Source organism: Streptococcus parasanguinis (assembly GCF_016648925.1).
GTDB lineage: Bacteria > Bacillota > Bacilli > Lactobacillales > Streptococcaceae > Streptococcus.
The window spans coordinates 1-19,433 of record NZ_JACLQX010000019.1 but is presented as its reverse complement, the minus strand read 5'-3'; the positions used below and the strand labels follow the sequence as shown (position 1 = coordinate 19,433).

At 41.5% G+C, this 19,433-nt stretch carries 18 protein-coding genes; 12 read left to right on the top strand and 6 right to left on the bottom strand.

Features of this window, described 5'->3' with window-relative positions:
• Complete coding sequence (locus tag H7T97_RS07505; protein WP_229100911.1) at positions 1 to 1,545, bottom strand: helix-turn-helix domain-containing protein; 1,545 nt, start codon at positions 1,543 to 1,545, stop codon at positions 1 to 3.
• The gene (locus tag H7T97_RS07500) at positions 1,526 to 3,193 is read right to left on the bottom strand and encodes a sensor histidine kinase (protein WP_195529362.1); all 1,668 of its coding nucleotides are present in this window, start codon (positions 3,191 to 3,193) and stop codon (positions 1,526 to 1,528) included. Before H7T97_RS07500 ends, H7T97_RS07505 begins: the two co-directional genes overlap by 20 nt.
• 195 nt (positions 3,194 to 3,388) lie before the next feature.
• Between H7T97_RS07500 and H7T97_RS07495 the strand changes: the two genes are divergently transcribed.
• From H7T97_RS07495 to H7T97_RS07455, 9 genes are all read left to right on the top strand, one after another.
• Positions 3,389 to 4,306, top strand: a complete 918-nt coding sequence (locus tag H7T97_RS07495; protein ID WP_195529361.1) for an ABC transporter permease — start codon at positions 3,389 to 3,391, stop codon at positions 4,304 to 4,306.
• Positions 4,307 to 4,321: 15 nt separating this feature from the next.
• Positions 4,322 to 5,218, top strand: coding sequence for a carbohydrate ABC transporter permease (locus H7T97_RS07490; RefSeq protein WP_195189524.1), 897 nt, complete (start codon positions 4,322 to 4,324; stop codon positions 5,216 to 5,218).
• Positions 5,219 to 5,227: 9 nt separating this feature from the next.
• Positions 5,228 to 6,790, top strand: a complete 1,563-nt coding sequence (locus H7T97_RS07485) for a type 2 periplasmic-binding domain-containing protein (RefSeq protein WP_024055800.1) — start codon at positions 5,228 to 5,230, stop codon at positions 6,788 to 6,790.
• A gap of 104 nt (positions 6,791 to 6,894) precedes the next feature.
• Positions 6,895 to 7,533: a YesL family protein gene (locus H7T97_RS07480; protein WP_195529360.1), complete on the top strand. Its 639-nt coding sequence runs from the start codon at positions 6,895 to 6,897 to the stop codon at positions 7,531 to 7,533.
• A 181-nt stretch (positions 7,534 to 7,714) separates the two neighbouring features.
• Positions 7,715 to 8,977 carry an ABC transporter permease gene (locus H7T97_RS07475; RefSeq protein WP_201089945.1) on the top strand — a complete coding sequence of 421 codons (1,263 nt, stop codon included), beginning with the start codon at positions 7,715 to 7,717 and terminating at the stop codon, positions 8,975 to 8,977.
• Between the two features lie 6 nt (positions 8,978 to 8,983).
• Positions 8,984 to 9,625: an ABC transporter ATP-binding protein gene (locus tag H7T97_RS07470; RefSeq protein ID WP_201089943.1), complete on the top strand. Its 642-nt coding sequence runs from the start codon at positions 8,984 to 8,986 to the stop codon at positions 9,623 to 9,625.
• Positions 9,626 to 9,637: 12 nt separating this feature from the next.
• Positions 9,638 to 11,014, top strand: coding sequence for an ABC transporter permease (locus H7T97_RS07465; protein WP_201089942.1), 1,377 nt, complete (start codon positions 9,638 to 9,640; stop codon positions 11,012 to 11,014).
• 70 nt (positions 11,015 to 11,084) lie between these two features.
• Positions 11,085 to 11,738 carry a response regulator transcription factor gene (locus H7T97_RS07460; protein WP_195187747.1) on the top strand — a complete coding sequence of 218 codons (654 nt, stop codon included), beginning with the start codon at positions 11,085 to 11,087 and terminating at the stop codon, positions 11,736 to 11,738.
• Positions 11,735 to 13,060 (top strand): sensor histidine kinase, encoded by a 1,326-nt coding sequence (locus H7T97_RS07455; RefSeq protein ID WP_201089940.1) that lies wholly within the window; start codon positions 11,735 to 11,737, stop codon positions 13,058 to 13,060. The genes H7T97_RS07460 and H7T97_RS07455 overlap by 4 nt, the downstream gene beginning before the upstream one ends.
• Positions 13,061 to 13,244: 184 nt before the next feature.
• On the opposite strand, the gene H7T97_RS07450 is transcribed toward H7T97_RS07455, so the two are convergent.
• Both H7T97_RS07450 and H7T97_RS07445 read right to left on the bottom strand, forming a co-directional pair.
• Positions 13,245 to 13,934, bottom strand: coding sequence for an ABC transporter ATP-binding protein (locus H7T97_RS07450; protein WP_201089938.1), 690 nt, complete (start codon positions 13,932 to 13,934; stop codon positions 13,245 to 13,247).
• Between the two features lies 1 nt (position 13,935).
• Positions 13,936 to 15,039: an ABC transporter permease gene (locus H7T97_RS07445; protein WP_201089936.1), complete on the bottom strand. Its 1,104-nt coding sequence runs from the start codon at positions 15,037 to 15,039 to the stop codon at positions 13,936 to 13,938.
• A 642-nt stretch (positions 15,040 to 15,681) separates the two neighbouring features.
• On the opposite strand from H7T97_RS07445, the gene H7T97_RS07440 reads away from it, so the two are divergent.
• Both H7T97_RS07440 and H7T97_RS07435 read left to right on the top strand, forming a co-directional pair.
• Entirely contained in the window at positions 15,682 to 15,930 is a 249-nt protein-coding gene (locus H7T97_RS07440; protein WP_003007840.1) for a type II toxin-antitoxin system RelB/DinJ family antitoxin, read from the top strand.
• Positions 15,927 to 16,244 carry a type II toxin-antitoxin system RelE family toxin gene (locus tag H7T97_RS07435; protein WP_201089934.1) on the top strand — a complete coding sequence of 106 codons (318 nt, stop codon included), beginning with the start codon at positions 15,927 to 15,929 and terminating at the stop codon, positions 16,242 to 16,244. The genes H7T97_RS07440 and H7T97_RS07435 overlap by 4 nt, the downstream gene beginning before the upstream one ends.
• A gap of 539 nt (positions 16,245 to 16,783) precedes the next feature.
• On the opposite strand, the gene H7T97_RS07430 is transcribed toward H7T97_RS07435, so the two are convergent.
• Complete coding sequence (locus H7T97_RS07430) at positions 16,784 to 17,404, bottom strand: hypothetical protein (RefSeq protein WP_229041726.1); 621 nt, start codon at positions 17,402 to 17,404, stop codon at positions 16,784 to 16,786.
• A 662-nt stretch (positions 17,405 to 18,066) separates the two neighbouring features.
• On the opposite strand from H7T97_RS07430, the gene H7T97_RS07425 reads away from it, so the two are divergent.
• Positions 18,067 to 18,429 carry a hypothetical protein gene (locus tag H7T97_RS07425; protein ID WP_049472622.1) on the top strand — a complete coding sequence of 121 codons (363 nt, stop codon included), beginning with the start codon at positions 18,067 to 18,069 and terminating at the stop codon, positions 18,427 to 18,429.
• A 271-nt stretch (positions 18,430 to 18,700) separates the two neighbouring features.
• Here the strand turns inward: H7T97_RS07425 and H7T97_RS07420 are convergent, their stop codons facing one another.
• The gene (locus H7T97_RS07420) at positions 18,701 to 19,189 is read right to left on the bottom strand and encodes a hypothetical protein (RefSeq protein WP_207185569.1); all 489 of its coding nucleotides are present in this window, start codon (positions 19,187 to 19,189) and stop codon (positions 18,701 to 18,703) included.
• Between the last annotated feature and the right edge of the window lie 244 nt (positions 19,190 to 19,433).

Here is a 19,433-nt window from a genome sequence, read left to right as displayed (position 1 = left end):
TTAAAAGGCTTCTTGGCATTGTTTGCGGTAATCTCCTGGGGAGAGGCCGACCTTTTGTTTAAAAGCCTTTGTAAAGTAGGAGTAGTTGTCATAGCCCACCTGGAGAGCGACTTGGTAAATGGGGGTATCGCTTTGCGATAGCATCTCTTTTGCAGCGGCCATCCGTTTATCGGTGATGTATTTCACCAGGGTTTCGCCGGTGTCGCGCTTAAACATCCGTGCTAGATGATCTGGACTAAGAAAAACCATTTCGGCCAGCTTGGTGCGACTGATATCCTCCTTGTAATGGTGGTCGATGTAGTCGGTGATCCGCTGGATGAGATTGGATTGGTGTTCTAGATCGATCACATAATGGCGAGCAGAGCTCCAGTAATCCCCAATATAGGCTTCAAAAGCTTCGATGGCATGAAACCGCCGTTCGAAGAGAAATTGATGGTGTTTGTTTTGAAATAACTTGTGGGCGAGAATGCCGTTCTTGTCCAGATAAATGCCAATTTGCTGGGTCCAGTCTAGCTGGAGTTCACTCAGAGCTGAGAGCGGGATGCGATCTTGAGTCTCTAAGCTATGGATGATTTGGAGGAGCTGTTCTGTCTCTAGCTGATTTGTAAAAGTGAGCGATGTCCGATGAGCAGGCTTTTGAGGTTGTGGAGCCAAAGAAGCATAGGAGTGGATACTGTCCCAATGGAAGACTTGTTCTTCACTGTATTGGCAGAGTTGCAGAGCCTGCATCAATAGCGTCTTAAGGGAAATGGCATCTGAATAGAGAAGGATAGAGGATCGGTCTAAGTCTTGCTGGATCTTCTGCTGGATAGCTTTTAGGAAGTCTGCACACTCTGTAGTCTGATTCTTTTTGAAGAGACAGAGGTAGCGATCGGTCTGGCTTTCGATTTTACTGAGGGCGCAGTAGTGGACAGGGAAATCCAGGGAGAGATCCTTGATACAATGGCGGAGCTGCAAGCGCCAAGAAGGGACGCTAGGATGAAAGTCTTCTTCAACTAAGTGGAGAGTGATGAGGACCAAGAGGTAGTCTTCATGTGGTTTGGGGTTATAGCCTCGTTTTGTCATTTCTTGAAGGAGCTGTTCTGCTTGAGATGGACGCGGTTTTCGCAAGTAGTCATGCCAAAATTCAGCTTCTTTTTGTCCTTGCTGTGCTAATTGGGCCGCACTCTTGTGGCGCTTGATCTTATTGAGGGCTTTTTGAATGATAAATTCTAAGCGGTCGGGGTCAATCGGTTTGAGGTAGTATTCAAAACTTTGGAGTTCAATGGCTTTTTGAGCATAATTGAAATCAGCATAATTGGTGAGGAAGATCGTTTGAATGTCATATTTTTCTGACCGGACCCAGGCTAGGAGATCTAGCCCACTGCCTTGTGGCATCTCGATATCACTGATCATGAGGGCGATTGGGTGACTTTGAATGATGGCTTGGGCTTGGCTCAGACTGGAGGCAGTATATACCTGCTCAATGCCCAAGGCTTCCCAATGGATGGTTTCCTGTAGGGCTTTAATGATAAAACGATCATCGTCAACGAGTAGGATATTCATGTGTGTCTCCTTTGTAGGGTTCATAAGGAAGTCTCAGTTGGATGCGGGCACCTCCTTGGGATCCATTTGAAAATTGAAGCGTGTAGTGATCTGGATAGAGGAGATCTAGTCGCTCCCGTGCATTGGTCAAACCAATGTGGTGGCCATCTTCAGTGACTAAGGATTTTTTCTCTGCTAGATCTTGTAAGATAGCGGAGCTAAAACCGGGTCCATTATCCTGAAGGGAAATGTCAAGCTGTTGGTTTGCTTCTTCATGAATGGAAAGCTGAATGTGGAAGGAATCTTGGAAAGAAAAGCCGTGTTTGATGGCATTTTCCACAAAGATTTGTAAAAGCAGGGGGGGAATAGCCGCATCTTTCAGACCAGGATCCCAGTCCAGGTCAAAGTGGATGCTGTCCCCATAGCGGATTTTCTGGATTTCTAGGTAATTTCGGATATGCTGGATTTCATCTGCTAAGCGATTGAAATCTTGATTGGCTTGAAAGAGGTGGCGCAAGTAGTTGGAAGTCACCTTGGTCAATTCCTCGATTTCCTTATAGTCCTTGGTTTGGAGCATGCTGTGAATCATGGAAAGCATGTTGAGGTAAAAATGGGGTCGGACTTGATTTTTGAGGTAATTGAGTTCGACTTTTTTGAGATTGAGTTGCGCGTGGTAGGCTCGAATTTGGAGATCTTTCATATGGATCAGGACCTGATTGAGCTTGTGATTGGCCTGATCGATCTCTAAGATCCCTTGGTCTTCGATCACATCTAGCTTGGTAGAAGCAGCATCTAGCTGAGAAAGACGCTGGGTGAGTCGTTTCATCGGTTGGATCATCCGTTGACGAATATAAAGGATCAGAATGGTAGAGAGAACGGCGATGATCAAAGGGACCAAAGAGAGAAGGGTTTCCAGTACGATATTTGTACGGAAAACGTCTCCGTAATCGACTGTCACATAAAGATCAAAAGGCAGATGGGTTTGATTGCTATCGGCTTGAATGACAGAATCTGTAGCATGGATCTGATTGGGGCGTTCGATGGATAAGCGCCCTTTTTTTCCAATATTGAGCTTTTGCAAGGGTCTTAAAATATCCTGGGTAGAAATGATGGCATAGATAGCCTTGCCCTTGTAATGAAGGGATTTCAAGAGATAATCATGCTGGTTCAGGCTGATTCGTTGCCATTTTTGACGGGTCTTGTCTGTTTCTTTGTCATAGGTTTTAAGATGATCTTTCAATTGTACATAGTCCAGGTAGGGCAGTTGAAGACTGGAGGCATTGAAAAAATGGGGGATATCTCTTGTCTCTATGAAAAAGGTAATGGGGCTATCCATCTGGTACTGAAACTCCGTGAAATCAATCCGCAGTTTTTTTAGATTTTCATGAAAATCTGTGAAATCAAGCGGAGTATTGAGCTCTGTCAAATAGTCGTTGTGACTAATGGTACTGTACATAAAACGCTCAACGGAGTGAAGCTCTGTATTTAAGGAATCCGCATAGATATGAATCGAGTCCTCTAAATGGAGCATATTTTGGTGTTTAATAAAATTTCGGCTAATCCCACCAATCAAAAGGTTGATCAAGGTATTGACAACTAAGAGGAGAAAGAGTAGGCGCGAAAAAAATTGAATCGAGTGATCTCGTGTACTTCTGTGAATAGCTTTCATAATGAGCACCTCACATATATTATAGCACTATTTGAAAACGGATTCATGAACAAAACCGATAGTAAAGTAAAAAAAATCGGGAAAGTGCATGTTTTTGTGTGGAGAAAACGGAAAAGTGAATGAAGATGCACGAAAAAGTTCTATAAAGATGGAAAGGATTCCTATAAAATAAAGGAGAAAGAAAAGGAGGGCCTTATGAAAAGCGAAGTTAATGCGAAGCAGAGCAAATTTAAGAAAAATATTCCTTTATATGTGCTGCTCCTGCCATCGATTATTTTATTGATTTTATTTGCCTATATCCCTATGGCGGGTCTAGTCATCGCTTTTAAAGATTACTCTCCCGCTACTGGGATATTTGGAAGTCCTTGGGCTGGTCTCAAGTATTTTAACCAGTTCTTCTCATCCTTCCAATTTGCAACAACCATGAAGAATACCTTGAAAATTTCTATTTACAGTATTCTGGTTGGTTTTCCCTTGCCGATTGTTCTAGCCATCATTTGCAACCAGATTCGTGTGGGCAAGTTCAAAAAAGTCTTTCAAGTAACGACTTATTTGCCTCATTTTATTTCGACTATGGTTATGTGTGGGATGATTATTCTTTTTCTCTCTCCAAGTAGTGGATTGTTAGCCAATGTCCTCAAACTTGTCGGCTTAAAGATGCCCGCTCTCTTATCCAAACCGGGTAGCTTTGCGGGTGTCTATGTCTGGAGTGATGTCTGGCAACATATCGGTTGGGATAGTATCATCTATCTAGCCGCGCTATCGGCCATTGATCCGACCTTTTATGAAGCAGCGACCATGGACGGGGCGAGTCGATTGCAAAAGATCCGTCATATTGACTTACCCTTACTTTTACCAACGGCCATGATTCTCCTGATTCTCAGAGCAGGAAGCCTACTCAGTGTTGGTTTTGAAAAGGTCTTGCTCTTGCAAAATCCACTCAATCTAGCAGGAAGTGAAATCATTTCGACCTATGTGTATAAAGTGGGGATGATTAATTTCCAATATAGTTACTCGACAGCGATCGGTCTCTTTAATACCTTGGTCAACTTGATCATCTTACTGTCGGTTAACTGGTTTGCGAAACGCTATACCAAGACGGGATTGTTCTAGAAAGGAGGAGAAATTGTGAAATTGTTTCAACATGCGAGAAAGACCAAGTCAGAAATTCTCTTTGATATTTTTATCTATGGTCTAGCGATTTGCTTGATTCTGTTGATTGTCTACCCTTTGTGGTTTGTCATTATTGCCTCCTTCAGTAATCCGTCTGATGTGGCAACTGGTAAGGTTTGGTTTATCCCGAGGGAATGGCGACTAGATGGCTATCAACGCTTGATTGAGCAGCCTTTGTTTCTAAAGAGCTATCTCAATACCATCCTCTACACGGTTGTAGGAACCATCGTTGCTCTGGTCATTAATATCCCGGCCGGTTACGCCTTGTCGCGAAAGGACCTCTTTGCTAAGAAATGGGTCAGTGTCTTCTTTATCGTTCCCATGTTTGTCTCTGGGGGCTTGATTCCCATTTATTTGACAGTGAAACAAATGGGATTGGTCGACACCTTCTGGGTAATGGTTGTACCGTTTGCAGTATCTCCTTACAATATCGTTGTAGCTCGGACTTTCTTTAACAATAGTATTCCAGAAGGGATGTGGGAAGCCGCCCAGATCGATGGGTGCGGAACCATTTATTACTTTAGAAAGATCGTGCTCCCCTTGTCCAAGGCTATTATTGCCGTTATTGGACTTTGGACAGCAGTAGGGATCTGGAATTCTTGGTTCAATGCCTTGATTTATTTGACCAATGAAAATCTTCAACCCCTGCAATTGATCCTGCGCCGTCTCTTAATTAGTAATCAAATGTTGCAATCGCAAGCAACAGGGGAGGTAGCTTCTGACCTCCGTATTAAGGCTGATATGATGAAATATGCAGCCATCGTTATCTCAACAGCACCGATTATGATGCTGTATCCATTCGTCCAAAAATACTTTAATCAAGGTGTCATGATAGGGGCCTTGAAAGAATAGGAGAAGATCATGAAAAACAGGAAATTTGCCTATTTGCTCCTTGGAGCAGCTGCTTTAGCTGGCTTGACGGCTTGTGGAGCTTCCACAAATAAATCAAGCACTGACAAGAATGATGGAAATACCTTCAAGATCACGACCGTCCGTTGGTCGGATTGGGGGGAAGACTATCACAAAGGTTTTCTAGATGATTCAGCCAAGGAATCGGGTATCAAGATCAAATGGGATACCATGGTGGCTGCAGACTGGTCTGATAAGAAATCTGTTCTTGTTGCCAGTGGAGATTTACCAGACGCTTTCTTGGGATCCAATGCCTTCACGGATTCTGAAATTGCTCAGAACCAAAACATGTTCATTCCATTGGAAGACTTGATCAAGGATAATATGCCAAACTTGAACAAGGCCTTTGAAAAAGAACCGAAATTAAAAGCCATGGTGACCAACCCTGATGGTCATATTTACAGTCTGCCTAAGAAATTGCCAATGCGGCCAATCGTCGGTAACCAACTCTTTATTAATAAGAAATGGTTGGACAACCTTGGCTTGAAGATGCCGGAAACCTATGATGAATTGGTGACTGTTTTACAAGCCTTCAAGGACAAGGATGCCAATGGTAATGGCGATGTCAATGATGAAATTCCATTTGGCTCTGGTAACTTTGATCCGACCTTCTCTTATATCTTGCCATTCAACAACCGTCTGGGTGGAGATAATACCTATGAAATGTCCGTCAAAGATGGCAAACCGGTCTACCTCCGGACGGAAGAAAGTTATAAACAAGGGATAGCGGCGATGCATGAAGCCTACAAGAAAGGCTTGATCGACCCTGAACTCTTTACAGAAGATACCTCCATGTCTGTTGCCAAACGGATGGATAAGGGTGTAGCGCGTGTCGGTGTGTCAAGTGGTTGGACAGCAGATGCAACCTTTGGCCAACATGCCAGCGAATATGCTCCTCTCCCAGCATTGAAAGGCCCAGATGGCAAACAATATGTCATTTCTGACCCAGATCATTTGAACTATGGACGCAATGAAATCCTGATCACAAATAAGTGCAAGGACCCTGCAAAATTGCTCAAATGGTTGGATAAATTCTACACGGATGATGCCAGCATCCAAAACTTCTATGGATCCTTTGGCATTGCGACTGAAAAAGATGGTGACAAGTACAAGGTCTTGGCTCCAAAAGATGGTAAATCTGCCGATGAATGGGCTTGGATTAATTCCCTTCGTGACTTTGGACCAAAATATGTGTCAGATGATATCAATAGTCATGTCGACATCGACCAAACACAGGGTGATGGGCTCAAATTGAAGATGGACAAAGAATTGAAACAATACGCTTTGCCAGCATATCCAAATGTCATCTACTCTCAAGAAGAATTAAACAAATTGTCCTCTATTTATGTCGATATCAACTCCTATGTTACCCAACAAGCTTCTAAATGGGTAGTCGAAGGGGGCGTCGAAAAGGATTGGGACGATTACAAAGCAACCTTGAAGAAGATGGGAATTGATGACTTTATGAAGATTCAACAGGATGCCTATGATCGTTACCAAAAAGAAGTGAAGTAACAGGGGTCTAAATGGATTCAAGTAAGTAACTCAGGGGCGTAGAGCCCCTGAGTGCTTCCCTAGAGGAAGTAGCAGAAATTGAGATGAAGAACAAGGAGAAGAAGATGCAAAAATTATTTTCATTGGATGGACGCTTGGTCAAGACTTTGACCCGGTTGACAGACATCATTATCTTGAATACCTTGTTTATCGTTTGCTGCCTTCCGATTCTCACGATCGGTGCATCGCTTACGGCTTTAGCAACCATGTGGCACCGCTTGTTGAAAGGGGAAGATACGGATCTCGTCTTTCATTTTTTCCGTCTCTTTCGAGCTAATTTCAAGCAAGCGACGGTGATTTGGCTGACCTGCCTAGGACTATCTGCCCTTCTTTATCTGGATTACTGTCTTTTTTCAAATACGGCCTTTTTAAGTGAGTATGGGATTTGGATCTTGCTTCCCTTTATCGTCCTTCTATGTGGAGGGATGACCTTGATCTTCCCTTATATTGGCCTCTTTGAAGACCCTACAAGAAAGGTCTGTCTGAATAGTTTCCTCATTGCTCTCTTAAATCCTATTCAAACCATCTTTCTTATCTTCTTCAATCTGGCAGTGATTTATATCAGTCTCAGTAGTCCTGAACGGTTACTGACAGCTATTTATCTCTTTACCTTTGGAGGTTTCGCTCTTTGGAGCTTCTTGAATGTCCGACTGACCGATCAGATCTTTTCAAATATCCAAGAAGGAGAAATCTTTGAAAAATGAAGTCAAGGAAGTGGGACGCATATTTTCCTAATATTATTTAAATCGAATATAGTTTCCTAGAAAATTTAGGAAACTTTTTCTATTTCATAAACATTTCACATTTCTTTTCTATAATAACTATAAAAAATGATGAAAGCGTCCACATTGTATTGTCGTGGACCTTGAAATGGAGGGTGAGATCATGCTCTTACAACAGGCAATCGCCTATATTTCTCGAAAAAGAACGAGGAATCTAGTTCTCTTTTTGATTCTCCTCTTAATTCTCTCTTGCTTGTATTTCTGTTTTTCACTGATGCAAGTGGGAGAAAGGTTGGAGGACCATATCAAGCAGTCGGCTGGGACCAGTTTTGCCCTGACCAGTAAACAGGGGAATACTCCCTTTGCGCTGAGGGAGGCTGAAAAGGTGCAGCGACTAGCTGGGGTAGGATCCATGGTTCCTCAATATGAAAGTCCCGTTCGTATTCTTGGTAAAGAAGCGGTGACTGGACAGCAGTCGGTAGAGCGGGATGATCTGGGTCAGGAAGCCAAGCAAGCGCTAGGTGCTGTCTTTACTCAGAAGACAGACCATCACCTGGATTTCCGGAGTAGCAGTTTCCAACTGGTGCAAGGCAAACACTTATCCGACAAGGCTCGCGGCCAGATCTTGATCCACCAAGAGTTGGCTAAGAAGAACAAGCTAAAGGTCGGAGATTCCTTGACCTTATCCAGCTTTCAGATGGGAGAGACTCCTGCCAAAGAGCAAACCTTTGAAATCGTTGGGATCTTTTCGGGTAAGAAACAGGAAAAATTCACAGGAATGACCTCTGATCTGAGTGAGAATCAAGTCTACCTCCCTTATGAGGATGCGACCAAGCTCCTAGGTCTCAGTCAGCAAGAAGTGACCCAGGTCACCTTTGGGGTCAAAGATCCTGAGAAAATCGATGCTCTCTTGAAGCAAGTCAAAAGCTTGGATCTGGATTGGCAATCTCTGCGCGTGGTCGAAGATCGCAAGGCCTTTGACCAGATGAAGGAATCCTCTCAGACCTTAGAAGGCCTGGTACGGATCATGATGATCGTCCTCCTAGTGACTGGAGCAGGTGCCCTATCGCTCTTACTCAGTCTCTGGACACGGGAGCGGATCCATGAAATCGGGGTGCTCTTATCTATTGGGAAGAGCAAGGGCCGGATCTTTAGACAGTTCCTCTTGGAGGTGGTGCTGGTATCCTTACTAGCGGTGATCCCAGCCTTTCTCATCGGACGGATGGTCAGCCATCGTTTCTTAGAGCAGTTTGTCAGACAGACAGGCCAACAGCAGACCCTAGACTTGCTCAACCAAATCCCTCAAGGCCTTTCCTTAGGAATCGCCTATGCTAGTCTCTTGTGCTTGATCCTTCTGTCGCTCGGTGTAACGACCAGCATGATCTGGCGCAAGAGCCCAAAAGAAATATTAACAAAAATGAGTTAAGGAGAAATGACACCTATGTTAGAACTCAAACATGTATCCTATAGCTACCAAAGCTACCAAGAAGAGATCTTCTCAGACGTGAACTATCAGTTCGAAAATGGGACCTTTTACAGCATTATCGGTCAGTCTGGAGCAGGGAAATCGACCCTCCTCTCCCTCTTGGCTGGTCTGGACAATCCCAAGAAGGGGCAGGTTCTCTTTGATGGGGAGGACATCCAGACCAAAGGGTCTAGCTACCACCGCAAGCACCATGTCTCCCTGGTCTTTCAGAATTACAATTTGATTGATTATTTGACGCCACTTGAAAATGTCCGCCTGGTCAACAAACAAGCTGGAAAAGACATTCTCTTGGAATTGGGATTGGATGAAACGCAAATCAAACGCAATGTTCTTCAATTGTCTGGAGGGCAACAGCAACGGGTGGCTATTGCGCGTGCGCTCGTTTCAGAAGCACCAGTCATCTTGGCAGATGAGCCGACAGGAAACTTAGATGAACAGACAGCGGGTGACATCATTGCCATTTTGAAGAAGTTGGCCAAGGAACGCCAAAAATGTGTCATCGTCGTCACCCACAGTAAGGAAGTGGCAGAGGCCTCCGATGTGGTCTTGGAATTGAGTCGCCGTAGCCTCGTTGAGAAGAGCAAGTAAGGAGGGAATGCTATGTTGCGAAATGCTTTTGCTTATATCACACGTAAATGGCCCAAGTCTCTCTTGCTCTTTGCCATCATTCTCCTCATGGGGACCTTGAGCTTGATCGGACTCTCGATGAAGGGTGCAACCCAAAAAGCTTCATCGGAAAGCTTGGGATCCATCACCAATAGCTTCTCCATGCAGATCAACCGCAGGACCAATCCGGGAACCCCTCGGGGAGCTGGGAATCTCAGAGGAGAAGATATCGAAAAAATCAGCCAGGTAGAGGGGATCACTTCCTCCATCAAGCGGATCAATGCCATCGCAGATATCCTAGACCACGAGATCATTGAGACCGAAGAAACCCTGCAAAATCAATCTCCAGAGCGGGCTAAGCACTTCAAGAATACCTTGATGGTGACAGGGGTCAATGACTCTTCAAAAGAAGATAAGTTTGTCTCTGGAGCCTACAAACTGGTCCAAGGGGAGCATCTGACGGATAAGGACAAAAACCAAATCCTCATGCACGAAGATTTGGCGAAAAAGAATGGCCTCAAGGTAGGCGATAAGGTGCGCCTCAAGTCCAACCTCTATGATGCTGACAATGAAAAAGGGGCCAATGAAACCGTCGAAGTGACCATTAAAGGCTTGTTCTCAGGAAAAAACCAAGCTCCTCTAACTTACGCACAAGAGTTGTATGAAGATACCCTCATTTCTGACTTGGATACAGCTGCCAAGCTCTATGGCAATACTGTCCAAACAGCTACCTATGAAGATGCGACCTTCTTTGCGAAAGGGGATCAGGACCTGGATGCCTTGATCGAAAAAATCAAAGCCTTGGATATTCCATGGAATTACTTTGACTTGGTTAAGAGCTCTTCCAACTACCCAGCCTTGCAAAAATCCATCAGCAGCATGTTCCAAGTGGCGAACTACTTGTTTATCGGCAGCCTCATCTTTGCTAGCTTGCTTCTTACCCTTCTCCTTGTCTTGTGGCTCAATGCCCGTCGCAGAGAAGTGGGTATCTTACTGGCTATAGGGCTTTCTAAGGTACAGATTGCAGGGCAATTTGTGGCAGAATTGGTCATGATTTCCATTCCAGCCTTCCTCCTCTCCTATGGAGTAGCAGGTCTTCTTGCCAAAGCAGTAGGAGATACGGTGCTCAAAAACGTAACCAGTGGCATTGCCAAACAAATGGCTCAAGAATCCTCTGCCGCTAACCTTGGTGGAGGAGCTGAAGCAGAAAGCTTCAGTAAGACCCTGACAGATATCCATATGGACATCCAACCGAGCCAATTGCTGGTGATTGTTTTGGTCGGTGGGCTCCTCTTGATTCTCGTATCCATCCTTTCTTCACAATGGCTCTTGCATAAGAAACCAAAGGAACTTTTGGTGGATGTCGAATAAGAGATTGTTTCCTAAAATAGAAATAGGGTATAATAGGAGGTAGAAGTTTCTTAGATAAAAAGGAAAGTGTATGAAGATACTAATCGTAGAAGATGAAGTCCTGATTCGCGAAGGGATGAGCGACTATCTCATGGAATGTGGCTATGAGGTCTTTGAAGCAGGTGATGGGCAGGAGGCCCTGGACCTCTTTCACATAGAAGCGCCGGATCTAGTCTTGCTGGACATCCAACTTCCCATCCTCAATGGCTTGGAAGTCCTCAAGGCCATCCGCAAGACCAGCTCAGTCCCTGTCCTGATGCTAACGGCCTTCCATGATGAGGACTATAAGTTGACGGCCTTTGGAGAGTTGGCAGATGGCTATCTGGAAAAACCCTTCTCCTTGTCCCTCTTGAAGGTCCGTATCGAAGCTATTTTTAAAAAGCTTCAACCTTCCCGGGTCTTCACCTATGGAGAGGCACGGGTGGATTTTGAGAGCTACACAGCCAGCCTAGCAGGCCAAGCCATTTCCATGAATGCCAAGGAGTTGGAAATATTGGAATACTTGCTCCAGCATGAGGGCAAGGCCCGGACCCGCTCTCAGATCCTCGATGCCGTCTGGAAGGAGACGGAGGAGATTCCTTTTGACCGGGTGATCGATGTCTATATCAAGGAACTACGAAAAAAACTAGAGCTGGACTGTATCGTTACGGTACGCAATGTCGGCTATAAATTGGAGAGACCATGACCAAACGGAGTATCTTTGCAAAAATCTTTCTGATCACCTTTGCCCTTTTTAGTAGCTTAGTCATCCTTCTACATGCTTCGGTTTACTTTATTTTTCCATCGACCTATATCGAGTCCCAGCGCCAGACAATTTTGAAGAAATCGCAAGCCCTGGCTATGAGTTTCCAGGGTCAGGAAGAAGGGACCATTGAGTCGGTCATCGACCTTTATTCCAAGACCAATGATATCAAGGTCTCGATTAAGGGCAAGGAAAAACAAAATGCCCTAGAGGTCAAGGATGACCTGCTCGTGAACCCTGATAGCCAGAACAATTCCCTGGTCATTGAAGAGCGAAAGATTCAGACCAAAGAGGGGAAAGACTTAACCCTGCAATTCTTAGCGACCGTCGATTCGCAAAAGGAAGCGCGGGACATCAGTCTGGGCTTTCTTCCCTATAGTCTCCTTGCATCCTTTGTTCTGTCGTTAATTGCCTCCTATCTCTATGCCCGCATGATTTCTGCTCCGATCCTTGAGATCAAGCAGATGACCAAGCGGATGAAACGGCTGGATCGGACAGCCAGTCTTCCCATTCATTCGCAGGATGAGATCGGTGTCCTTAAGCAACAGATCAACGACCTTTATCACCATCTTTTAGAGGTGATCGACAATCTAGAGCAACAGAAACAGGAAAATCTGAAGTTGGAGCAGATGAAGGTGGAATTCCTACGTGGGGCTTCGCATGAGCTCAAGACGCCTCTTGCCAGCTTGAAGATTATCCTAGAAAATATGCGGGATAAGATCGGCCGCTACAAGGATCGGGACCGCTATCTGTCGGTCTCCCTCGATATCGTCGATGAGATGAACCAGATCGTCTTAGAAATCCTTTCCTTGTCCTCTGTCCAAGAATTGGCCGGAGACAAGGAGTGGATCCAGCTGGACCAGGTCGTAGAGCAGATTCTCGACCAGTACAAGGTCTTGGCTCAATCCCGCGCACTCACGATTGACAATCAGATCCCAGCCAAACAAGTCTATATGGACCCAGCGATTTTGAAATTGGTCCTCTCAAATGTCATCAGTAATGCCGTTAAGCATTCGGATGCTGGTGGAGAGATCCAGCTCCGTCTCGAAGAAGAAGGGACGCACTTGGCGGTTGAAAATACCAGTCAGGAAATGGTAGAGACCGCTGAAATGCCAATGACCGCTAGCCGTCAGAAGAAGGAAGGCGGCTTGGGACTCTTCGTGGTCCAACACTTGCTAGACCATGAAGAACTGGCCTACCAATTTGACAAAACGGCTATGGGCTTACGCTTCCGTATGGAACTGCCTAAAGATCCTCAAGAATAAAAAGAGGCTGGGACAAAAGTCCTAGCCTCTCAATTATTTTTGGATTGTTTAGCAAGACGCAGTGGTTGAGTGGGCTCTACTACGCTGATTTCATCAGCTTTTACAGCCCTACTCAACTGTGCGGAGGCGGGACGACGAAATCGAATTCTAACGAATTACCGATTTCTGTCCCACTCTCTTGTATTTAATCAACCTTTTCTACCTTAAGCAATTGGCCATGTTTTAATTCATAAATGGTATCCACATAGGTCAGGATGGAGCGGTCATGGGTCACCATGACGGCGCTCTTGTTTTTGGATTTGACTTCTTTCTGGATCAACTGGGCGATTTCTTGCCCTCGATCTGGGTCTAGGCTAGCCGTTGGTTCATCGGCTAAGATGACCTGTGGATTTCCGATGAAGGCTCGAGCAATGGCTGCCCGTTGCTTTTGTCCACCAGACATCTGATTCGGATATTGGTGGTAACAGGCTTCGATGCCAAGATCTGCCAGCAAGGCTTTGACTTCCTCTTGGCGTTTTTTCTTGTCCTTCTCCCCTTTTAATTTGGCCACCAGTTCTAACTGGTCACCGATTTTCATATAGGTAAGGAGCTGGTGATCTTGAAAGATAAAGCCGAGCAATTCCAGGCGTTTTTGCGTCCACTGGTCTTGGTTGAGGTCAGTCAAATCTTGACCAGCGATAGAAATCCGCCCTTCGTCTGCTGATAAGAGTAAACCAGCGATAGCTAAGAGAGTGGATTTACCAGATCCTGAAGGGCCCAAGATGGCGACAAATTCGTTGGGTTCGACGCTTAACTCTAGCTGGTTGAGGACATGGTGCATTTGGCTGCCATCGGCGTAGGATTTTCTGATATTTTCTAATTCGATAATGGCCATCTTATTCTCCATTTCCACCAATGACTTCGATTGGATCTACTTTTTTGATTTTGACAAGGGACAAGGCACCACACAAAATAGAGGTCAGGATAAAGCTAACCGAGATGGTGAGGTTGTCTTTCAGGGTCATAAAGGAAGGGACGCTATTTGGTAAGAATGGCGCCATCATAGTTGCCAAACCAAGCCCCAGCAGCACTCCGATGAGGGAGATGATGGTGAGCTGGGATAGTTGGACATAGGTAATATGGCTCATGGACATGCCAATGGCCTTTAGGACACCAAACTGTTTTAACTTTTGCAGGGTGAGGATATAGAAGAAGACCCCAAGGATAGCAGAAGAAGCAAGCAAGAGAACCCACGTGATCATCCGTAGCGTCAGGTTTTGAGCCTTATAGCCAGGGATTTTATCGATGACTTGCTTCTTATCCGCCACCATTAAGTTGCTGGCTAGATCGCTAGAAGTAATGCTTTTCTTGGTCACAAGGGTTTGGACTTGCCATTGATAGCTTGGATCTGTTTTTTGCCGCATACCTGTGTAGGTATCCGAGCTGATAAAACCAATCTCACTATAGCCGTATTTGGCATTTTTTGCGAAAGCCACGACCTTGAGTTTTTGCTTAGAAGTTTTGTCGATCACTTGATCGCCGATTTGGATTCCCTCATCCTCTTTGAAAGAATGGTCCAGAATGATCTCGTTTTTCTGTAAGTCGGAGATTTTGAGGTCTGTATCTTCCATGATTGGATTGAGGATTTCTTCTTCGTTGTGGTCGGTCGCGAAGTAGGTGATGTCCAAAGTGTTGGAATCCTCTGATTTTGAGACGGTTGCCCGCTGGATGGACAAGCCAGAATAGTCCATCCCCTCTATCTTTTTGACCTCATTTAAATCTTTCGCCGTAATGGTTGAAAAAGGGATAATCCCTTCTGAATCCGTCGAAAGGATATAGTGCAGGGCTCCATAGTTATCGATTTGTGCCGATACCGACCGGCCCAGTCCATTTGTCAGACCGGACAAAAACACCACCATAAACATGAGAATGGTAATGAGGAGTTCAATCAGGATAAACTTCTTGGGTTGGTATTTAATTTCATTCCATGCGATTTTCATATTCGTTCTCCTTTTAGCAGGGAGGTGCTCGAGTAGCTCGGCACCTAAACATACTCTATCATCATACCATAAGTGGGGGGATAATAGGGGGATGATATTTGGTAGAGTATGAAGGAATCGGATTAGTTTCTCAATTATTAATTATTAATTGTTAATATATACAAAAAAGAGATATGCTATAGACAAACAAAAAAGCTTTTATTTCAAGGCTTTTTCCTGTTGATTTAGATGCCCCCTGCATGAAATCCTTCATTTTAGTGTAGAAGAAAATAGCAATAGACGCTTGAAATTGAGGGGGGTTATTAAAATCTTTCTTCGAATAAAAGTGATTTGAAATACAACTTGGTACAAATAAACTTCAATTTTATGAACATATAAGTTTATAAAGTTTATAATTATATGTTTCCGAAAAACATATCTTTTTCAGAAAGTGGAACAATAAGCAAAAAAACAGCCCCAACGGTTGGGGCTGTTGGTGTTTCTGATGAAATATCTTAATCATTTCATTTTAAAATGTTCAAAAATAATTATTTCAACATTAATTTTTTATAATTTATACAAAAAAATTCTCAATGAGAAAAAATAGTTTGAAAAAATCTGTTTTTTTGTGTATAATATACACAAAAAGATGAGGTGATTTAAATGGCAATTACAACTACAAAAGCAAGATTGAATCTAAGTATTGACTCTGAATTAAAACAGGAAGTTGGTGAGGTCTTGAAGGAGATTGGGCTTGACTATACTACAGCAATTAATTTATATTTCAATAAAATCAGACGTGATCGTAAAATTCCATTTGAACTTGAAGCACGAAAAAATTTAACTGTCGATGAATTTCTTGGTTCAAATTGGCGTGAAGGTTTGGAAAATGTAGAGGACGGTTGGGATTGAGTTATAAAGTTGAATTGATTCCTGAAGCGCAAGATGATTTTTATAAATTAGATAATAGTCAACGTCTTCATGTTAAAAAGTCACTTATCAAGTTAGAAAATCAAGGGATGCTTGCCGGAGAGGCTCTTCACGGTAATTTAGCAGGTTACAGGAAGTTAAAACACAAAAAATTGGGCCTGAGAATTGTTTTTCATGAAACTGTCAATGCAATTGAAATTATTGAAGTCATTGCTATTGGTAAAAGAAGTGATAACGAAATTTATACAGGACTTAATTTAAGATTCTTAAAGTCTTGTTATCCGTCAAAATATTGATTTTAAGCGATTTTGCATTCGATAAAATCAACAATTTATAGATGTATTACATTATATTGGACAGTGACAGAGTGTTTGAAGGAGAAAAAGAGGCCTAAGGGTCTCTTTTATGTTAATTACTTTCATTATTATAAATTATGGTCAGCAAAAAAAGCTCTTTTAGAAGTGACTTACCATATAGTGAAAATTCATGTGAATAATGATGTAACAATAGTTTTAGAGCTTTTAATTTTCCTAGTAGTAAAAAAGATTGAAGAAAATTATCCAAAATAGACTTTTTTCTTCAATCTGATACATTATAATCATCTTTTTTGTCTGATTACATCTAACTTAACTTATCTTTTTGTGGTGCTTATTTTAATACGGATATATCGTATCAACCACATGATGATTTTGTAAACTATAAATACTAATATGGGAATAAATATGGTTGTTTGTATCAAATTATAAAGCATTGGAGAATAATGATTGATTACTGAGAATAAGCAAAATATTAAAAAAATAATAATAAATTCTTTGAGATTCTTCATGTTATACCTCTATTCTGCAGATATTCCACCAATGCCTATTTTTATTCCCTTCTTTTGAAATGCTGCATCACTCATTGCTTGTAATATAGTTGCTGCCCCGAACCATCCAACGAAACCTCCGATAACAGTGCCTATTCCGGGGTAAAATGACAATATTACAGACATTGCTCCAGCAATGACACCTGGGCCATAACTAGCAGCTAAATTAACGATATCGAGCACTTCATAGTATGATAGATGAATATATCCTCCGCTAAAACTGGCTCTCGGCATCATAACTGGCGTTGTAATAGTTGTATTGTAATTAGCAATTGATTCAGTTAAGAAGGTGAAGTCATCATTGCTTAAATTATACTTATTTTTGATAAATTCAGCATTGTGTTTGAAATATAATTCTCCTTGATCTGTTAAAGCGAGTTCTTCTCCGATAGTGAACATTAAATTCAATTTTCGCTTTTGTTCAGGAGTGAGATCACTTAAGTGAATATCAGGGAAATCGGTTATTGATATTTCTTCAGGTGTTGAGGGTTTCTTAGTGTTTGCAGAAACAGATGTTGCGCTTGAAAGTATTGTTACACAAAGAGTCAGAACAGTTAATAGGGCGTTTGTATATTTGAATGTTTTTTTCATGATAGCTATTCCTTTCTAATTTATTTTATTATCCACGTTTTTCATTCAGGATTTGATAGCTCTTCTCCTTTCTAACCTAATTAATCTATCTATTTAATCTACTTTTATTATAACATTATTATGCATTAAAGTCAAATAAAATAAACTATATTATTATCGTATTTGATTGTATAGGTTGCTGATATCATAGCAATAGTACCTGGTCTAATTCGTTTAGCGATGACAGAAAATTATAAATATACCTACAAGACTAATCCGTTAATTCTTAACAAAAACAAAATAATTATGAAATCTAAAAGTTGTTGGAGATCTTGTGGGAATTCCAATATAGATAGTAAAAGCCTGATTTAAATTAACTAAGAGGATTAGATAATTAGTTTAAGTAAAACATAACACGGTCATGATTCATGAGTCGTGTTATTGTATGATAAGCAAAAAAAGCCTCAACTGTTGGGGTTGTAGGGAATTTTAGTGGTGGGATTTGTCCGTCCTCTAATCTGAAAATAGCTCAGAATGGCTATCTCAGCATCATTTTTAACAATTTATTTTACAATAAATGTCCGTTATATCAGACATTTATTAAAATTTCTATTATAACAGACATTGACACAATTTTGTAATATTATTTTGGTAAAATAATATTACAAAAGGAGGCGAAGGATATGAAAAAAATTATAAGTGTTTTGCTACTGTCAATAATGGCAGTTCTATTAATTGCATGTTCTAAAAGCAATCAACAATCGTTGGATGGTGAATATTATTGGATATCGGACGAAAGAAATGAATTAGCATTTACTATAAAAGGTAACAAAGGTTCAATTGAGCATGGAGAAGCTGATAACTTTAGTATTGATAAACAGAAGAAAACCATTGAGTTAACTGGACAAGATATTGCAAACAGGACAGAAGAATATTCGTTTAACGATGGAGTCTTTTCTGTTGATATTAGTGGAATGAAACATGACTACTACTTAAAAGGTAGCAGTGCATATAAGAAAGCTCTTAAAGAATTTGGTTATAGATAAGAAAATACACCTATTTTACCGAATAGGTGTATTTTAGTGCTTTTTAGATGATTTATCTATTTTGGACTTATCAATTTGTACCAAATAGTTTATATTTCTTACAGAATAATTTAATTAAAAAATTAGAGAAGAGTATAGTATATTTTTTCCTTCGACCTTTTCCTTAATTAGTTTACCTGATTTTGAAAAATTTGAACACAAAAATAATGCCATGTTATTAACTTTTCCTCTTAATACACTGAAAAAATGGTAATGAAGATATTAAAGATTATTAGTTATCATTTTCTCTCTTTTGCATAGAGAGAAACTCTTGAAGGAATAGTTTTTTAGCCTCTCCATCTGATGAAGTATCTAAATCCTCGATAATCATTCTGGCTACCTCTTCGCGTGAGGTTGTTCCGTACTCTTCTAACAATTTATAATCAATTCGTTCTTCAACGTTTGTATACGGGTAACGATCAAGTAAGTCATCGATACGATTATCAAATTCATACTCAGTCCATAACTCTTCAAAGACATCCCTATAATTCTCTATATTAGACTCTGAAGCAATTAAAGATAATGTATCCAGAAAGCCAGATTTATATCCTTTTATTTCTGAACAAAGAGCGATGACTTCATCTTTATTAATTTTGGTTAAATCTTCTCGGATGTCTAACAAGTCCTTATCTCTAAAAAGTTTTTCAAAACCTTCAAGTTGAGTATTGAAGCCGCTTAGTTTTGAATGCTCTGGTTGAACCAATATTTCTCTAAAATCCATAATAATCTCCAAATTTCTCTAAATAAAATATTAGAGTGTCATGAATAGACACTCTTGGAATGGTGGCTAAAAGTCAAATTGACTTGGAAGGGTTTACATATAAATATTATACATTTTATAAAAGTATACGTCAAATTTTATAAAAAATTCTCTATAAAATATAGTATTTTAAAAAAATTTTTTAAAAAAGCTAAAATTTCTATCGAATAGAGACTAATATATCATCCTAAACGAAACATAAAAT